The following is a 15,461-nucleotide window of genomic DNA, read 5'->3' on the forward strand; positions in this document are numbered from 1 at the left end:
CGGACGCACGTACAGCCTGTACTCACCGGATGTAGGTGCTCACCGTCCGGGGGACACTCCGAACTTGGCGTTGGCGCGCTTCTTGGTGGTCTCCGGGATCCGGACTCCCGCAGCCTCCAGGCGCCGCGCTGTCTCCTCGGGTGACACATACTCCCCCACCGTTGGTGAACTGCCCAGGGGGACCACGGAGTGCACGATGGTGTGCTCGTAGACGTGCACCAGGTTGAAGGATTGGCCGGCGTCCTGTCCGCGGGTGCCTCCCGCGGGGACGTTCAGGTCCTGCGTGTAGCAGGTGGCGGAAGCGACCGAGACGGGAACGCCGGCGAAGCTGGCGGTGGTGGAGTAGTGCAGGTGGCCGGCCAGGATGGTGCGGACGTCCGAGTTGCGGACCACTGCTTCCAGCGATGCCTGGTCGCGCAGCTCCACCAGCACGGAAAGGTCCAGCACTGACGGGACCGGAGGATGGTGGAGGGCCAGGATGGTGCCGTCCGGGGCAGGGGTTTCCAGCTGCCGGGCCAGCCAGTCCAGCTGGGCGGCACTGAGTTCGCCGTGATGGAAACCAGGGACGGTGGTGTCCAGGGTGATGACACGCAGCCCGTTGATGAAATAGCTGTGGTCCACCGGTTCGTCACTGCCGGGCTGGTCCAGCAGGCCTTTCCGGAAGTTGGCCCGGTTGTCGTGGTTTCCCATGGCCCAAATGACCTGGGCTCCGAGCTCCTTGCAGGCAGGCTCCACAATGGCCCGCAGTTTCACATAGGCCCGGGGATCACCCTTGTCGGCGAGGTCGCCGGTGAAGATGACTGCCTCCGGCCGGGCCCCGGACGCTTTGACTTCGTCGAAGAGCTGAATAAGCCTGGCTTCGCTGTCAACGGTTCCGTAGAGGGGGTCCGGACCTCCCAACAGGTGGGGATCGCTCAGGTGGAGTAGGAAGTGGCGTGGCCGGGGATGTTCGGCCTCGATGTGCTCCATTGCTACCTCTATGGTCGGTGGGAAGCCGTTCTTCCCTTGTACCCTTCAGTAATATTTATCCAATCAGACATTTGGCAAACTTGGGGTGAATCGCCGTAGCTGATGTGGAAAAAGTTGGAAGAACTGCGCTTTTGCAGGCCGGATTCGGCGAGACCCCTGTTTAGCCGAGCGCCCGCTCCACCGCGTCGATCACCTCAGCGGAATCCGGTTCAACCGTGGGGGCGAACCGGGCCACCACCTCGCCTTCTCGGTTGACCAGGAACTTCTCGAAATTCCACTTCACCAGCCCCGGCAGCAGCCCCGTCTTGAACTTGGTGAGCTCCGTGTACAGCGGGTGCTGGTTCCTGCCACGGACGTCGGACTTGACGGTGAGCGGAAACGTCACGCCGAAGTTCCGCTCGCAGAACTCCACGATGTCACTGTCACTTCCCGGCTCCTGCCCCGCGAACTGGTTGCAGGGAACGCCCAGGACCTCGAAGCCGCGGTCCTGGAACTTTCCGTAAAGGGCCTCCAACCCGGCGTACTGGGGAGTGAAGCCGCAGTTGGAGGCAACGTTGACCACCAACACCACCTTTCCCCTGAACCGGCCGAAGTCGGTCATGGTGCCGTCGTTAAGGACCAGGGGGACTGGATACAGTGGCCCCGGCCCGCGGGTCTGCGGAAGGTTGTTCATGTGGACGGTTCGTCGCCGATCCGCCCAGGGACGGGTCCCAGGTGCAGATTTCCTTCGCCGGCGGCGTCGCTGCCGCTGCGGTTGGCGTCGCGGTGGCCGTTGCGGAGGCCGTTGCGGTTGCCGTTGCGGTTGCCGCCGGCCCGGGTTCTGCCGGCGGCAGTGTGGGAGTGGGTGCAGGTTCAACTACCGGAGGCGGAGCCGGGGTCGTAGCTGCCGGCGCAGGCTCATTCACAGTCGGCGCGGGCGCAGGCGCGGGCTCTTTCACGGTCGGCGCGGGCGCAGGCTCAACTACCGTGGGCGGCGGGGCCGGCGTTGTGGCCACGGGGGCGCTCGGCAGTGGTTCCGTCGGCGGGGGCACAGGTTCACTCGAGGCCGGAGCCGGTTCAGGTTCAGTTGGAGTCGGTGCAGCAGTTCCAGAACCAGTCGGCGACGTGGCGTGAGTCGGAGTCGCGGTATCGGTCGGCGACGGGGTCGGAGTCGCAGAATGCGTCGGCGACGGGGTCGCGGTTTCCGCGTCGGTCGGCAACGGCGCAGCAGTTCCAGAACCAGTGGGCGACGGCGCAGCAGTTCCAGAACCAGTCGGCGACGGGGTCGCGGATTCCGTGTCAGTGGGCGACGGCGCAGCAGTTCCGGAACCAGTCGGCGACGGTGTCGGTGTCGGGGTCGGGCTGGGGTCCGTCGGCGACGGGGTGGGAGCCGGAGTCGCCGTATCGGTAGGTGACGGCGTCGGGTCGCCGGGTGTCGGGCTGGGCGCAGGGTCCGTGGGCGGCGGCGACCCGGCACTTCCTGAAGGTTCAGCGGATGGCGGGGCCGTCGTCGTCAATTGCACGTCAGGGGGTGGAAGCACCACACCCGTCGCCTGCGACGGCGCAGGTGCCGGAGCAAGCGGCAGGAGTGGCGGGAAGGTCGGGGCCTGAAGCCCGGCTGCAGGGAACCCACCGCCCGTGTCCACCTTGAGGGGGATGGTCCAGGTGATCCTGCCGCCGGCCGACGCCTGGCCGGGCGCGTAGGAAACCATGCCGGCAGGGAGTGCCCAGTTCACGTCGCGCAGCTGTAGGAAGCTCCATTTGAGCGGGTTGATATAGCGCCCGTCCAGGATGGCCTCGAAATGCAGGTGGCAGCCCGTTGACCACCCGGTGGTACCAACGCGGGCGATGACCTGGCCTGCCTGGACAGTGTCGCCCGAACGGACGCCGATGGACTCAAGGTGGTTGTAGGTGGTGATGAGCCCGTCGCCGTGATCGATTTCCACGCGGTTGCCGCCACCCCAGGGATGCCACCCGGCCGCGCGCACAACACCGGCGTCAGCTGCGTGGACGGCGGTGCCGCAGGCCGCTGCATAATCCTGACCCAGGTGGAAATCACCGGCAGCCCCGCTGATGGGACTGACCCGGAAACCGAAGGGCGAACTCGGATCCAGAAGCTGCAGCGGGGCCATGAGAAAGCCGGCTCCGGGCCTGCCCATGCCTGCGGGGCCAACTGTCAGGGCCCCGTCGCCGCCTTGGACGGCATCCCCTATTGCCGTGTGCGGGAAGGCCAGGGTGACCAGCGGATTGGACAGGATGGCCGGCGGGACCGCACCTGCGCCCACCTGGTCCGACGTCGGGTGGGCCGGTTCCCTGCGCGCTTCCAGGAGGTTGTCCCCCGCGGAGGTTCCACCCCGAACAGCTGCACCCTGGGCCCCGGTCCCGGCGACTGACCCCGCCAACTGCACCCGCTCAGCGGAGCCGGCAGAAAGATTCACGGCACATACGGAGGCCGCCAGCACCCCTGCAGCGGCCACGGCGCGGGCAACCGGGGAAAAGGTACGCTGGCCCGGCTTCCTGTTGCCGCGCACTGAATTCCTGCCCAATTGATTGACTCCACGACGTGGCCTGCCGCACGTTGTCTCGACGGTATGTCCCATGGGACCACAGCGGTGCAGGGGTGGAAACCCCACAGGGGGACTTTGCGGGTTTTTTGCGGGCGTTAGGGGGTGGGAGTTTCCGCTGTTCAGGCGGTGAATACGGGCACCTTCGCGGAAATGGGCAACAATGTCTCATGCGCAATGTCCTTCGCACCTGGCAGGACGAAGTCAAAAAGACCTTCTCCGGGAAGGCTGATGCCCCACCTGAATGGTCGCTGCGGCTGGCGGACGGTGACGACGCCGGCTACCACCTGCCCGGTTCAGCTGTGTGGGCAGTACACGGCTCCATGACGCCGATCGTGGGCGGAATCCGCACGCTGCTCATGCAGTCGCTCCATCCTGGCGCCCTGGCGGGAGTGCACGAACATTCCAACTTCCGCGAAGACCCCCTGCGTCGGCTGGCCAACACCATCCGCTGGATTTTCACGGTCAGTTACGGGTCAACGGCAGCTGCGGAGGAGGCAACGCGGCGCGTCCGGCTCCTGCATGAGCCTGTCCAAGGCAGTTACCAGGACAACGACGGCGGCGTCCGCACCTATAGTGCCAACGATCCCGGGCTGGCCGGCTGGATTCACATCGCCTTTACGGACGGCTTCCTCGCGGCCCACAAGATCTGGGGCGGACCCATTCCCGGCGGCCCGGACGCCTACGTCAGGGAGTGGGCACAGGCCGGGCGGCTGATGGGAGTGGACAACCCGCCGCTGACCGAAGCGGAGATGCGCAGCCAGCTGGACCAGTGGTACACGCAGGGCGGGCTGCGGTCGGACGCCAGGGTGAAGGAAACCGTTCAGTTCATCCGCAACGCTCCGCTGCATCCCCTGCTGAAGCCCGGTTACCGGATCCTGTTTGCAGCTGCCGTCTACAGCCTGGAACCGAGGTACCGCCGGATGCTCGGGCTTTCCGTTCCACGGCTGGGCCCCTTCCCCCTGCCCGTGAAGCTGGCCACAAAGATGGTGCTCGGCGTCGTCCATCTCGCCCTGGGCGGCCCCCGCCGGCGGATGGGTCCCAGCGAACTGGCAGCGAGGCAGCGCCTAAGGCGGCTTGGTGAACCTTTGGCAGATATGGCTTAACGGCCGTGGGCCTTGGACGTTTGTGGCGAAAACGCAAGAACCCGGCCCCGGGAGTACCGGGGCCGGGTTCTTAACCGGCGGAGAATGGGGGATTTGAACCCCCGAGGGCGTTAACCCAACACGCGTTCCAGGCGTGCGCCATAGGCCGCTAGGCGAATTCTCCAACTGCTTCTGAATCAAAAGCAGGTATTAGATTACCTGAACTTTTCCCCATCGCCCAATTGGGCTGTTCAGGGCAGGACTTCGGCGCTCCGTGCACGCTGTGTTCGCGGCGCCCGCATGGCGCCTTAACCTGAAAATGGACGCCCCCAATGCGCCCATTCCCTGTTGCACCGTTGAGCTGCCGGGTCCGTCCCGTCCACCAGGCCACGCAGCTCACAACCTTGAGATTGCCCCAATCGGTGTACATGCCCATGATCGCGGCTCGCGCCGGGATAAGCAATGAAATCCGCGATCTGAATGCCCTTTCGGCACTCGGAGGCGATGGGCACGGGGCCGGGGAAGGGAGAGGGGGCCGATTCGAGTCGAGCCCGATGTTCGGGTAAAGTATCTGACGGCCCCTCATGTGGCGTCATCCTGTTGAACTCCCCCAGGACCGGAAGGTAGCAAGGGTAGGCGGGCTCTGGCGGGTGCATGGGGGGTCTTTACTATTCCCCCACAGGGCGGCATGATGTCAGCCCGGATTGGTAGGGTTTTCTCTGTGACAGTTACTACCGCCCTGTACCGCAGATACCGTCCCGACTCGTTCGCTGACGTTATCGGGCAGGAGCATGTCACCGAGCCGCTGATGACGGCTTTGCGGAAAAACCGCGTCAACCACGCCTACCTTTTTTCCGGTCCCAGGGGCTGCGGCAAGACCACGTCCGCGCGAATCCTGGCCCGCTGCCTCAACTGCGCCCAGGGCCCCACGGACACCCCCTGCGGAACCTGTCCCAGCTGTATCGAGCTGGCACGTGGCGGTTCGGGCTCCCTTGACGTCATCGAGATTGACGCCGCCAGCCACGGCGGCGTTGACGACGCACGCGACCTCCGCGAGCGCGCCACCTACGCCCCGGTGCGCGACCGCTACAAGATCTTCATCATCGACGAAGCCCACATGGTTACCTCGGCCGGGTTCAACGCCCTGCTGAAGATCGTGGAGGAACCGCCGGAACACATCAAGTTCATCTTCGCCACCACGGAACCGGACAAGGTCATCGGAACCATCCGCTCCCGGACCCACCATTACCCGTTCCGGCTGGTGCCGCCCGAGCCGCTGATGGCTTACCTCGAGCTCCTGTGCCGCCAGGAAAACGTCCCCGTGGCCCCTGGTGTGCTGTCGCTGGTCATCAGGGCAGGCGGCGGTTCCGTCCGTGATTCGCTGTCCGTCCTGGATCAGCTCATGGCCGGCGCCGGTCCCAACGGACTGGACTATGAGCTCGCCGTCGCACTGCTGGGCTACACCCACGCCTCACTGCTGGACGACGTCGTTGAGGCCGTAGCCGCCTCCGACGCCGCCACGGTCTTCCGTGCCGTGGACCGCGTCATCCAAACCGGCCACGACCCCCGCCGGTTCGTGGAGGACTTGCTGGAGCGCTTCCGCGACCTCATCATCGTCCAGGCCATGCCTGAAAGCGCGCACGCCATCCTGCGCGGGATGCCTGCGGACCAGATCGCCCGCCTGCAGAACCAGGCCCACAACCTTGGTGCCGCGGAACTTTCCCGCGCCGCGGATGTCACCAATACGGCCCTGACCGAAATGACCGGAGCCACGTCCCCCCGGCTGCACCTGGAACTGCTGTGTGCCCGGATCCTGCTGCCCAGCTCGGAACAGAATGAGCGCGGCATCGCCGCCCGGATCGACCGTGTGGAGCGGCGCCTCAACTACACCGGAAATGACGTCACCGCTCCGGTTTCCCAGGCAGCTCCCGCAACGCCGGCGCCTGCAGCCGCGCGTGCCGGCGTCCCCGAAGCCACATCGAGCGAACCCTCCTCGCCCGTGCCGCAGCCCATGACTGTCACGGCTAGCCCTTCCGCTCAGGCGGCACCGGATCAGCCGTCCCAGTCCGCATCCGCCCGGCCTGCCGCTGCAGGATCCCCGCAGGCGCAAACCACGCCCTTCCAGCCTGCGGCGGAGGCTCCGCGGAGCCCGCTCACACCACCGCGGCTAAGCACCAATGACTGGCCTGTCGAGGACACCGCACGCGCGCGGACATCAGAGGGCCCCGCCGCTGCAGGCCCCGGCCAGGCAGCGCCGCAAAGCACCGGAGCACCGCAGGCCGGTACAGGACCGCAGGTCCAGGAAAACCTGCAGGCTTCCGGCCAGACGGCCGTGCCGCCGGCACAGGAAACACGCCCGGCACCCGGCCCCCGCGTACCAAGCCCGCAGGTGCCCGGCGAGCAGGCCCCTGGCCAGCAGCCTCGCGACAAGGCAGCCAGCCAGGAGGCGACCAGCCGCCCATTCCCGGGCACGCAAGCGGCTGGTCAGGCGGCACCGCCGTCGGCCCAGCAGGAAGCGCCCGCCAGGTCCACCCCTGCCGCTCCCCCGGCCCTGGGTGACGTTGAGGTCGTCCGCAGGGCCTGGCCGGACGTCCTGCAGGCACTGTCCAAAATCAAGCGCAGTACCTGGGCGCTCGTTGAACCCAATGCGCAGGTCAGCGCCTTCGACGGCAGCATTGTGACCCTGTCCTTCACTACCCCGGGACTGGCCGGCGCCTTTGGCAGGGCGGACCACTCGGACAACCTGCGCCAGGCCATCCACAAAACCGTTGGCATCGACTGCCAGATAAACGCGGTTGCCGGCGGAGCCACCCAAGCGAGCTCTGAGCCAAACCCAAAAGTGCCCGCCAGCCCGGTGGTTCCGGCCACGTCAGCTGACGTTGCCTGGGGGCTTGCTCCTGCCCCTGCTCAACCAGCCCCGCCGGCACCGGCTCCCGCGGCCGGTGCAGGCTCCGCGGCGCCGGTGGAGGGAAACCCGGTGCGGGCAGCTGCTGCCCTCAGCAACACCTCTGCCCAGGGCCCATCCTTTGGCGGAAGTGCCGGAAGTACTGCTGTTGCTGCCAGCCCCGCAGCTGCAGTAGAGGGAATCCGCGCGGCGGCCGCCTCTCCCGCCTTACGTCCGGCACCTGACGTCAACCCGGACGGCCAGGACACGAATTCTGTCCAGCCAGAAGCCCAGGGCACAGAAACCCCGGGCCATGGCTCCCGTGCGGACGCCGGCGCATCCCCGTACCCGTCAGCCGGCGGCGACTATTCGTACTCGGATGACGACTGGGGTGCCCCGCGGGACGAGGACGCTCCCCCGCTGGAGGAGGAGCCTCCCATGGACTGGGAGCCCGCCACCCGTCACGGCAACAGGACAGCGCCATCGTCCCCGGTGATGGGCAACCGCACGGAAGCCTCCGGCTCCCGCAGTGAGGCAGCCATGCACCCCCGGGAGACACCAACCGGTGGTTCCGGCACGGGCAGCGCGCCCCAGCCGGTGAGCCGGAATCCGGGCCCCGCCCACGATCCCTGGACGCGGGCTGTGGAACAGGCCCCCGGCGTATGGGTGGTCGGAGACAGGAGCAACGTTGGCGCCAGGCCTGCCCCCGGGTCCGTGCCTGACAACATCGGAACCCAGACCGATGTCCCGCACTACCCCCCGGCAACAGCCCAGGTGCCACCCTCCATCCCCGTTGCACCGGCAGCCCCGGCTGTTGCGACAGCAGGGTCGGGTTGGGGGCCGGCCGCGGCTTCCAACGGAGCTTCGGGTCCGGGTCACGGAGCGGAGGCGGGAACGTACCAGGTGCCATCCCCTGACCGCGCGCCTGCGCCCGAATTCGCCATGGCGTCCGCGGCACCCGCCCCAGTTGCCCCCTCGATGACGGCACCGGCCCAGGTTGCACCGACGCCCGTTGTCCAGACCTCCGTTGCCCAGTCCACGGTTGCACCCTCCCGGCCCCAGGCGCAGGCGGTTGCACCGGCAGCCGGACGAACGGAAACGCGGCAAAGCCTTTACCAGCGGCTCTCCAACAGTCCCGAAGCTGAGGCCGGACGGGCCAAGGCGCCGGCCAGGGCCGCCGCCGCACCGAGCGCCTTCGTCCAGGACGTGCCCAGCGCTGACGATGAGACCATCGAAGAATCGGGCGTGTTCGGCCGGGCCGCCGTGGAACGCATCCTGGGCGGAAAATTGATCGAGGAGCGGTCCCTGGACGGAAGCCCGGTCGCGCCACGCTACTGATAACCGCAAGGCAGCACCGGCAGCATGACCAACTTTTTGTTCCACCCGCCATCCACACCAAGCTAAAGAGGGAAACGTGTACGAAGGTGCTGTCCAGGAGCTGATCGATGAGCTCGGACGCCTTCCGGGGGTGGGCCCCAAGTCCGCGCAGCGGCTGGCGTTCCACATCCTTGAAGCCGACCCCCAGGACATGAAACGGCTGGTGGAAGCCATCACCACCGTCAAGGAACGCGTGAAGTTCTGCACAGTCTGCGGCAATGTCACCGAACAGGAACTGTGCAACATTTGCCGTGACCCGCGCCGCGACCCCTCGGTCATCTGCGTCGTGGAGGAATCCAAGGATGTCCTGGCCGTGGAACGCACGCGTTCCTTCCGCGGCCGCTACCACGTCCTGGGCGGCGCCATCAATCCCATCGCGGGCGTGGGACCGGAACAGCTGCGCATCCGTGAGCTGCTCACCCGGTTGAACGACGGCGAAATCCAGGAAGTGATTATCGCCACCGACCCCAACCTGGAGGGGGAGGCGACGGCCACCTACCTGGCCCGCATGCTGAAGACGATCGGCATCGCCGTGACCCGCCTCGCCTCCGGCCTCCCCGTGGGCGGTGACTTGGAGTACGCGGACGAAGTCACCCTGGGCCGTGCCTTCGAGGGCCGGCGCAACGCCCTGGGCTGACGCATCCCGGACCTTAAGCTCCCGGGGTTGTTCGGGCCGGATCGTCCCGCGTCACGTCAAGGTTTCGTTTTCTCCGGTATCCCCCTGCCACGATGGCGCCGGCTACCGCGGCCTGGCCAAGGAACCCTGCCAAGGCCATGGGCATGCGGGGCTCGTCCCGGCTGCGCGGCTGCCCCTGCACGCACGGCACCTGCCTGGCGTCCGCGGCTTCCTGAAGTGCTGCAGGCACCCACCCCAGGACGTGGCCGGCCTTGTCGACCTCCGCGCCCGTCATCAGGAACAGCACGGGCGGGCTCAGCGCCGGGAGCCACATCAGGCGCTCGGTATGGTAAACCTCACTGATCCCAGCGTCGATTTCGGAGCATCGAAACGCCAGGCGGGTTCCGTCTGGCGCCCATTCGACATTAAGCGCCACCGTGACCGGTTCCTCCGCCCGGACCAGGGGCAGCAATGCGATGGCGGCAGCCGGGGTTCCCGCCACAAAGGCAATGCACAGCATCCATCCGGCGGCAGACGCCAGCCGCCGTCGTCCAGCCCACGCCGAAAGTCCCGCCCCGATGGAGCCAAACACCACGCACTCCACCAGGACGACGCCGGCCGACACAGCCGCCACGGCGCCAGGGGCCCCCGCAATCCAGGCCTGCACCAGCAGTACACCTAAGACAAGAGCTCCCAAGGACATGCCCCTCAAAGCGGTGGCCAGCACCGGATTAAGGAGAGAACCTCCGGGACGCCCTGGCGTGGCCCGGAATCGGCCCTCCGCATGCACGCCCCAGGTAACAGCCAGGAATGCGGCGGTCACCGGCATCAGGGCGGAGGCAAAGGAGTAGACCAGCAGGGGCTGGACCAATGGACTTCCCTCGCCACCCGAGGGCGCCAGCAGGACCACAGCGCCGGCAGCAGCCCAGGTGCCCAGGATCGCGGTTGCGACAGTGAACCAGAACCGGACTGTCCTAATGCCTGCCAGCCAGTCGGCCAGCACCCGATCCAGGTTTGCCCTGACAAAGCGGGCACGTGAGAACCCGGGCAGACCGGTATCCGCATCCTCATGGGGGCCAACCGCATGGGCGTCATTGTCCATTCCCGGGCCGATCGGTTCGAAAACCGGCTCCTGGTCCAATCCTGCAGCAGGCTGCGGGTCGTCGGCCACCACGGAATCCTCCATGTCTCCAAAGGACTGGACCTGGCCCTGGGCCTGCACCGGTCCGTGCTGCTGCCGGAGGCCGGGCAACTGGTCCAATCGTGGTCCGCCCCGGCCGGTCTGTCCATAGGTCCATGGCCGGTATGTGGTCACAATTCAGCGCCGCTGCGGGCACGGCGATAAACTGTCTCAAGGAATGTTGCGCCGTCCCGGCGTCAGGCTGCCTGGCCTCCAGAACTCCAATTGATCCAATGAAGGTACGCGCATGAGTACGCCCACTACCGAAGTGCACAACGCAACGCAGCCGCAGGTGGCCCCCGCCGCCGGCGCGGTGACCAAACAGCTCATCGTGCAGAAATTCGGCGGCTCCTCCGTGGCGGACGCTGACGGGATCAAGCGTGTGGCAAAGCGGGTGGTCGATGCCCAGGAAGCCGGCAATGAAGTGGTAGTGGTGGTCTCGGCCATGGGCGACACCACCGATGAGCTCCTGGACCTTGCTGCGCAGGTGACCGATTCCGCCCCCGCCCGAGAAATGGACATGCTCCTGTCGGCCGGCGAGCGCATCTCCATGGCGCTGCTGGCCATGGCCATCAACAAGCTCGGCGCATCCGCCCAGTCCTTTACCGGGTCGCAGGCCGGTATGATCACCGACGGGATCCATGGCAAGGCCCGGATTATCGACGTCGACCCGCACCGCATCCGCACCGCCCTGGACAAGGGCAACATCGCCATCGTGGCAGGCTTCCAGGGCATGACCCGGGCCACCAACGAAATCACCACCCTGGGCCGTGGCGGATCCGACACCACCGCGGTGGCGTTGGCGGCAGCCTTGGAAGCGGACGTCTGCGAGATCTACACCGACGTGGACGGCATCTTCACCGCCGATCCCCGCGTGGTCCCGTCAGCCCAGAAGATCGACACCATCTCCAGCGAGGAGATGCTGGAACTCGCTGCATCAGGGGCCAAGATCCTCCACTTGCGCTGCGTGGAATACGCCCGCCGGTTCGGCGTCCCCCTGCACGTCCGTTCCTCATTCAGCCAGCATGAAGGCACCTGGGTCATCCCCAGCGCCGACGACAAGATCACCACTCAAGAGGGAGTTGCCTTGGAGCAGCCAATCATCTCCGGCGTTGCCCATGACCGGTCCGAAGCGAAGGTCACCGTGGTCGGCGTCCCCGACATCCCCGGCAAGGCCGCCGCGATCTTCCAGGTCATCGCCGACGCACACTCCAACATCGACATGATCGTCCAGAACGTGTCCACCCACGGCACGGGCAAGACCGACATCTCCTTCACCCTGCCCATCGTCGAAGGCGCAGACGCCCTGGCCGCCCTTCATGCAGCCCAGGACCAGATTGGCTTCGAGACCATCGAATACAACGAGCAGATCGGCAAGCTCTCCCTGATCGGCGCCGGAATGCGTTCCCACCCGGGAGTCTCCGCCACCTTCTTCAAGGCGCTGTCCGATGCGGGCATCAACATCAACATGATCTCCACCTCCGAGATCCGCATCTCCGTGGTGACGCATGCCGACCTGCTGGATGAGGCCGTGCGCGTAATCCACAAGGCGTTCGGCCTGGACACCGAAAGCGAAGCGACTGTCTACGGCGGCACCGGCCGCTAGGCGCATCAAAAAAGCCGGGCTGCCTTTCCCTCGAAGGAAAGGCCGTCCGGCTTTTTGGTTTCTGGGAGCGGCCTGGAAAGGTCAGCTTTCGCGTTCCAGGTCTTCGCGGCGTACTGCGTAATGGTGGCCGGTAGAGTCGGTCTCGACCACGAAATGCGAGAGGTCCTCTTCGGAGGCCTGTTCGAATTCATCGTGTTTGTGCACCACGGGCGTATCAGAGTCCAGTCGGGTGGCAGGACCGAAGAAGAAGCGGAGCCTCTCAGTCAGGCCCATGAAACTATCGAGTACATGTGCCACTGTTTTCCACCCCCTTCCCGATTCCTCGGGCGAAAGCGCACTTGGCTCCGGCAGGAGCCAGTGCCCTCATTTTAAGCCCGCAGAAGGAAAAAGGCGCCGATGCATTAAGGCAGCAAGGTGGAACAGGTCCGGCTACCGCAGGGACCGGTCGTCGGGGTTTCTTGGCACCACGTACGTGCTGCCGTCCGGCCTGGTGACGGTTTCCCACTGCTGGGTTTCCGCCTGGCGCTGTGCCAGCAGCCTGCGGTTCTCCTCGGTCATATCGTGCCCGAGGGCAGTGCGGCTCGCGGGGCCGAAAACAGCACGGAGCTTTCCTGTGGCGCGCATGAAGCGCTGGGAGGCGTTGCCCTTGTCCGCGGACTTGTCCCTGCCCATGAAGAAGTTCCTTCCACTCACATTAACCTGCAATAAATGTACACTAATCATTAGTGCACTAACAATGGGAGGACGCATGAGCACCACGACAGCAGAAACGGAACCGGCAAGGCGCGCCGCAGGACAGCCCGCTGAAGTGCAGGAGGAAGACCTGCTGCTGGAACACCAGCTCTGCTTTGCCCTCACGGTGGCTGCCCGCAGCGTGGTGGGTGCCTATAAGCCGGTGCTCGAGAAACTCAACCTCACCCATCCTCAGTACCTGGTGATGCTTTGCCTGTGGGAAGAGAGCCCGCGGACGGTGCGGAACATCAGCGAGGCCCTCGCCCAGGAGCCCGCCACCATATCCCCCCTGCTCCGCAGGCTCGAGGCAGCGGAGCTGATCACGCGGCGCCGCGCGGACGGAAACGAGCGTGCACTCGCCGTCGAGCTAACGCCCAAAGGTGCGGCGCTGCGGCAGCGGGCCCTGCAGGTACCGGGGACAATGATGGAGCGGCTGGGGCTGACCCGGGACCAGGTCACGGAGCTGCACGCATCCATGATGGGGCTGATCGCGGCGACGTCCCGGTGAACGGCGGACAGGACCAATACCGGGACCAGTCCCGGCCTGTCCGCACCGGCTCAAGCGACTAGAATAACTGGACCAAGGAGAGGAAGCCTGATGCGCAATTTCCGCATGCTCGCAGCGGTCCTGACGGTTGGCGCCGGGCTGATTTCCGGCTGCAGCGGCACTCCTGACAATGGCGCGTCGGCCTCACCAGCTCCTTCTTCCTCCGCGGCAGCAAGCTCTCCCGCCGCCTCTGCCACCCCCTCCCCGGACACCGAAACCTCGGTACCGGCACCCGCTCCCGCCACGTCGCAGCCAAATGCCGGTCCGGGGCAGGGAAACGCGGAACTCGCCATCACTGTGGTCCCGTCCCAGGGCGCGGCCGAGCTCGATTACACCCTTGTCTGCTCCTCCGGCACCCCGGCCGCGGAAAGCAGCCACCCCAATGCCGCTGCGGCCTGCTCAGCCCTGAAGGCCAACCCGGGCATCCTGTCACCGGCGGAGCCCGGAACATCCCGGCCCTGCACCCAGCAGTATGGCGGTCCCCAAAAAGCCACCGTGACGGGCATGGTGGACGGCGTAGCGGTGGAGTCCTCCTTTGCGCGGAGCAACGGATGCGAAATCAGCGCCTGGGATGCTGCCAAGGATGTACTGGGTGCCGCCGGTGGAGCCTCTTAAGCTTCTGGCGGCGGCGGATGCGTTGGCGCGGGAAGAAGCCCACATCCAGCGCGTCAGCCGCTACGCCGATCCCTACCTGGCCCGACGGTCGGCGGGGCAGAAACACCCGGTGGAGGATTTCCTCTTCACCTATTACACGCAGAAGCCCGGCCAGCTAAAGCGCTGGCACCCAGGTGCCGGAGCGGTCCTCACCGGCGGACAGGCAGCTGCGCGGCTGGGGTGGAAGCATTACCGGATGCTCGACGACGGCGAACTTGCCTCCCTGGGGCTGGTTGCGGGAAGCACCGCAGTCACCTTCGACCGGCCCGCCTTCCTTGCCGACCGCATGGAGGCCGTGGACTTCGCCGGGATCATCCTCCGCGGGACGGCGGCCAGGCCGGCGCAGTTCGGCTGCTTTGGCCTCCACGAGTGGGCCATGGTGTACCGCCAGGACAAGTTCGATCTCCGCCACGAGTATCTGCAGCTGCGCCTGGGAGCGGCCGGCACGGACCGGGTGGTGGAGGACAACAGGATCCGCTGTACCCATTTCGATGCGTTCCGCTTCTACACCCCGGACGCCATCCCGCTCAACGAGCATTCCCCCAGCCGGGACACGCAGCGCCACCTGGAGCAGCCGGGCTGCCTGCACGCCAACATGGACCTTTACAAGTGGGCGTACAAGCTGCTGCCGGCGCTGTCCAGCGAACTGGTCATGGACTGTTTTGAACTCTCCTGGCGGATCAGGGCCATGGATATGCAGGCTTCCCCCTACGACCTGGCCGATTGGGGCTACCCCGCCATCCCCATCGAGACACCCCAGGGCAAGGCAGCTTATGTCGAACACCAGCGGGCATTCGCCATGGAAGCGGGGATCCTCCGGGAACGCCTGGCCGCGGAACTTGGGGCCCTGTCAGACCGGGCGCCGCGGTGATCGACCTGACCATCAGGATCCGGGAGGACCCGGACGCGCCTGAGCACGTGTTCCGGCTTGTGGCCACGGACGGCGCTCCCGCCGCCGAAACCACGCTGCCCCGGCCCGGGGACGCCCTGGCCGCCGTGGAGCGGTTCGGTGAGGACATCTTCTTCCCGAAACCGGGCCCGCCCAGGCTGTGCACCCAGCAGTACGGCGGCCCCCAGATCGCGGTGGTCACCGGCACCTTCCACGGCCGCCCCGTCAACTCGACCTTCACCCGCACCGACGGATGCGAGATCGCCCGGTGGAAGGCCATGGGCCCCCTGCTGGGCGGGACAGCCACCTAGCTTCTGCATTGCCGGGTATTCCGGGGGCAGGAACGAAAAAGGTCCCGGGCGGCCTGATGACCGCCCGG

At 66.6% G+C, this 15,461-nt stretch carries 15 protein-coding genes, 1 tRNA gene, 1 other RNA gene and 1 pseudogene; 11 read left to right on the plus strand and 7 right to left on the minus strand.

What is annotated here, in order from left to right; genetic code table 11:
- Nucleotides 1-39 precede the first annotated feature (39 nt).
- Together ACR65K_RS14440 and ACR65K_RS14445 are read right to left on the minus strand one after the other, a co-directional pair.
- Complete coding sequence (locus tag ACR65K_RS14440) at nucleotides 40-969, minus strand: phosphodiesterase (RefSeq protein ID WP_056337302.1); 930 nt, start codon at nucleotides 967-969, stop codon at nucleotides 40-42.
- A 160-nt stretch (nucleotides 970-1,129) separates the two neighbouring features.
- Complete coding sequence (locus ACR65K_RS14445; protein ID WP_440153584.1) at nucleotides 1,130-1,642, minus strand: glutathione peroxidase; 513 nt, start codon at nucleotides 1,640-1,642, stop codon at nucleotides 1,130-1,132.
- 41 nt (nucleotides 1,643-1,683) lie between these two features.
- Between ACR65K_RS14445 and ACR65K_RS14450 the strand changes: the two genes are divergently transcribed.
- Together ACR65K_RS14450 and ACR65K_RS14455 are read left to right on the plus strand one after the other, a co-directional pair.
- Nucleotides 1,684-2,082: a hypothetical protein gene (locus tag ACR65K_RS14450; protein WP_440153726.1), complete on the plus strand. Its 399-nt coding sequence runs from the start codon at nucleotides 1,684-1,686 to the stop codon at nucleotides 2,080-2,082.
- 162 nt (nucleotides 2,083-2,244) lie between these two features.
- Nucleotides 2,245-2,559, plus strand: coding sequence for a hypothetical protein (locus ACR65K_RS14455; RefSeq protein WP_440153728.1), 315 nt, complete (start codon nucleotides 2,245-2,247; stop codon nucleotides 2,557-2,559).
- 215 nt (nucleotides 2,560-2,774) lie between these two features.
- On the opposite strand, the pseudogene ACR65K_RS14460 reads toward ACR65K_RS14455, so the two are convergent.
- Nucleotides 2,775-3,548: pseudogene (locus ACR65K_RS14460) on the minus strand (M23 family metallopeptidase); the annotation flags it as partial.
- A gap of 134 nt (nucleotides 3,549-3,682) precedes the next feature.
- Between ACR65K_RS14460 and ACR65K_RS14465 the strand changes: the two are divergent.
- Nucleotides 3,683-4,618, plus strand: coding sequence for an oxygenase MpaB family protein (locus ACR65K_RS14465; RefSeq protein WP_056337286.1), 936 nt, complete (start codon nucleotides 3,683-3,685; stop codon nucleotides 4,616-4,618).
- A 78-nt stretch (nucleotides 4,619-4,696) separates the two neighbouring features.
- Here ACR65K_RS14465 and ACR65K_RS14470 read toward each other — a convergent pair.
- Nucleotides 4,697-4,781 (minus strand) — tRNA-Ser (locus tag ACR65K_RS14470).
- A gap of 389 nt (nucleotides 4,782-5,170) precedes the next feature.
- Here ACR65K_RS14470 and ffs point away from each other — a divergent pair.
- From ffs to recR, 3 genes are all read left to right on the plus strand, one after another.
- Nucleotides 5,171-5,267, plus strand: an RNA gene (gene ffs / locus ACR65K_RS14475) — signal recognition particle sRNA small type.
- A 21-nt stretch (nucleotides 5,268-5,288) separates the two neighbouring features.
- Nucleotides 5,289-8,819, plus strand: coding sequence for a DNA polymerase III subunit gamma and tau (locus ACR65K_RS14480; RefSeq protein WP_440153586.1), 3,531 nt, complete (start codon nucleotides 5,289-5,291; stop codon nucleotides 8,817-8,819).
- Between the two features lie 76 nt (nucleotides 8,820-8,895).
- On the plus strand, nucleotides 8,896-9,495 hold the full coding sequence (recR, locus tag ACR65K_RS14485; RefSeq protein WP_056337278.1) for a recombination mediator RecR: 600 nt from the start codon (nucleotides 8,896-8,898) through the stop codon (nucleotides 9,493-9,495).
- Between the two features lie 13 nt (nucleotides 9,496-9,508).
- Here recR and ACR65K_RS14490 read toward each other — a convergent pair whose 3' ends face one another.
- Entirely contained in the window at nucleotides 9,509-10,735 is a 1,227-nt protein-coding gene (locus tag ACR65K_RS14490) for a hypothetical protein (protein WP_440153588.1), read from the minus strand.
- 166 nt (nucleotides 10,736-10,901) lie between these two features.
- On the opposite strand from ACR65K_RS14490, the gene ACR65K_RS14495 reads away from it, so the two are divergent.
- A complete protein-coding gene (locus ACR65K_RS14495) occupies nucleotides 10,902-12,260 on the plus strand; it encodes an aspartate kinase (protein ID WP_056337271.1) in 1,359 nt (452 codons plus the stop codon).
- A gap of 81 nt (nucleotides 12,261-12,341) precedes the next feature.
- Here the strand turns inward: ACR65K_RS14495 and ACR65K_RS14500 are convergent, their stop codons facing one another.
- The gene (locus ACR65K_RS14500; protein WP_440153589.1) at nucleotides 12,342-12,533 is read right to left on the minus strand and encodes a hypothetical protein; all 192 of its coding nucleotides are present in this window, start codon (nucleotides 12,531-12,533) and stop codon (nucleotides 12,342-12,344) included.
- 156 nt (nucleotides 12,534-12,689) lie between these two features.
- Entirely contained in the window at nucleotides 12,690-12,932 is a 243-nt protein-coding gene (locus ACR65K_RS14505) for a hypothetical protein (RefSeq protein ID WP_142030108.1), read from the minus strand.
- Between the two features lie 76 nt (nucleotides 12,933-13,008).
- Here ACR65K_RS14505 and ACR65K_RS14510 point away from each other — a divergent pair, with 76 nt between their 5' ends.
- The 4 genes from ACR65K_RS14510 to ACR65K_RS14525 all read left to right on the plus strand — a co-directional run bounded on the left by ACR65K_RS14510 (nucleotide 13,009) and on the right by ACR65K_RS14525 (nucleotide 15,393).
- Nucleotides 13,009-13,500 carry a MarR family winged helix-turn-helix transcriptional regulator gene (locus ACR65K_RS14510; RefSeq protein WP_440153591.1) on the plus strand — a complete coding sequence of 164 codons (492 nt, stop codon included), beginning with the start codon at nucleotides 13,009-13,011 and terminating at the stop codon, nucleotides 13,498-13,500.
- 90 nt (nucleotides 13,501-13,590) lie between these two features.
- On the plus strand, nucleotides 13,591-14,154 hold the full coding sequence (locus tag ACR65K_RS14515) for an SSI family serine proteinase inhibitor (protein WP_440153592.1): 564 nt from the start codon (nucleotides 13,591-13,593) through the stop codon (nucleotides 14,152-14,154).
- The gene (locus ACR65K_RS14520; protein ID WP_440153594.1) at nucleotides 14,123-15,064 is read left to right on the plus strand and encodes a 3-methyladenine DNA glycosylase; all 942 of its coding nucleotides are present in this window, start codon (nucleotides 14,123-14,125) and stop codon (nucleotides 15,062-15,064) included. The genes ACR65K_RS14515 and ACR65K_RS14520 overlap by 32 nt, the downstream gene beginning before the upstream one ends.
- Complete coding sequence (locus tag ACR65K_RS14525; protein ID WP_440153596.1) at nucleotides 15,061-15,393, plus strand: subtilase-type protease inhibitor; 333 nt, start codon at nucleotides 15,061-15,063, stop codon at nucleotides 15,391-15,393. Before ACR65K_RS14520 ends, ACR65K_RS14525 begins: the two co-directional genes overlap by 4 nt.
- The last annotated feature ends 68 nt before the right edge of the window (nucleotides 15,394-15,461 follow it).

This window comes from Arthrobacter sp. SAFR-179, assembly GCF_059414945.1.

What these genes read in the sequence shown, in the direction of transcription:
- ACR65K_RS14440 (WP_056337302.1), bottom strand. Translation starts at nt 969, where the DNA reads ATGGAGCACATCGAGGCCGAACATCCCCGGCCACGCCACTTCCTACTC.
- ACR65K_RS14500 (WP_440153589.1), bottom strand. Translation starts at nt 12,533, where the DNA reads ATGGGCCTGACTGAGAGGCTCCGCTTCTTCTTCGGTCCTGCCACCCGA.
- ACR65K_RS14495 (WP_056337271.1), top strand. Translation starts at nt 10,902, where the DNA reads ATGAGTACGCCCACTACCGAAGTGCACAACGCAACGCAGCCGCAGGTG.
- ACR65K_RS14510 (WP_440153591.1), top strand. Translation starts at nt 13,009, where the DNA reads ATGAGCACCACGACAGCAGAAACGGAACCGGCAAGGCGCGCCGCAGGA.
- ACR65K_RS14480 (WP_440153586.1), top strand. Translation starts at nt 5,289, where the DNA reads ATGTCAGCCCGGATTGGTAGGGTTTTCTCTGTGACAGTTACTACCGCC.
- ACR65K_RS14515 (WP_440153592.1), top strand. Translation starts at nt 13,591, where the DNA reads ATGCGCAATTTCCGCATGCTCGCAGCGGTCCTGACGGTTGGCGCCGGG.
- ACR65K_RS14465 (WP_056337286.1), top strand. Translation starts at nt 3,683, where the DNA reads ATGCGCAATGTCCTTCGCACCTGGCAGGACGAAGTCAAAAAGACCTTC.
- ACR65K_RS14520 (WP_440153594.1), top strand. Translation starts at nt 14,123, where the DNA reads ATGTACTGGGTGCCGCCGGTGGAGCCTCTTAAGCTTCTGGCGGCGGCG.
- ACR65K_RS14445 (WP_440153584.1), bottom strand. Translation starts at nt 1,642, where the DNA reads ATGAACAACCTTCCGCAGACCCGCGGGCCGGGGCCACTGTATCCAGTC.
- ACR65K_RS14505 (WP_142030108.1), bottom strand. Translation starts at nt 12,932, where the DNA reads ATGGGCAGGGACAAGTCCGCGGACAAGGGCAACGCCTCCCAGCGCTTC.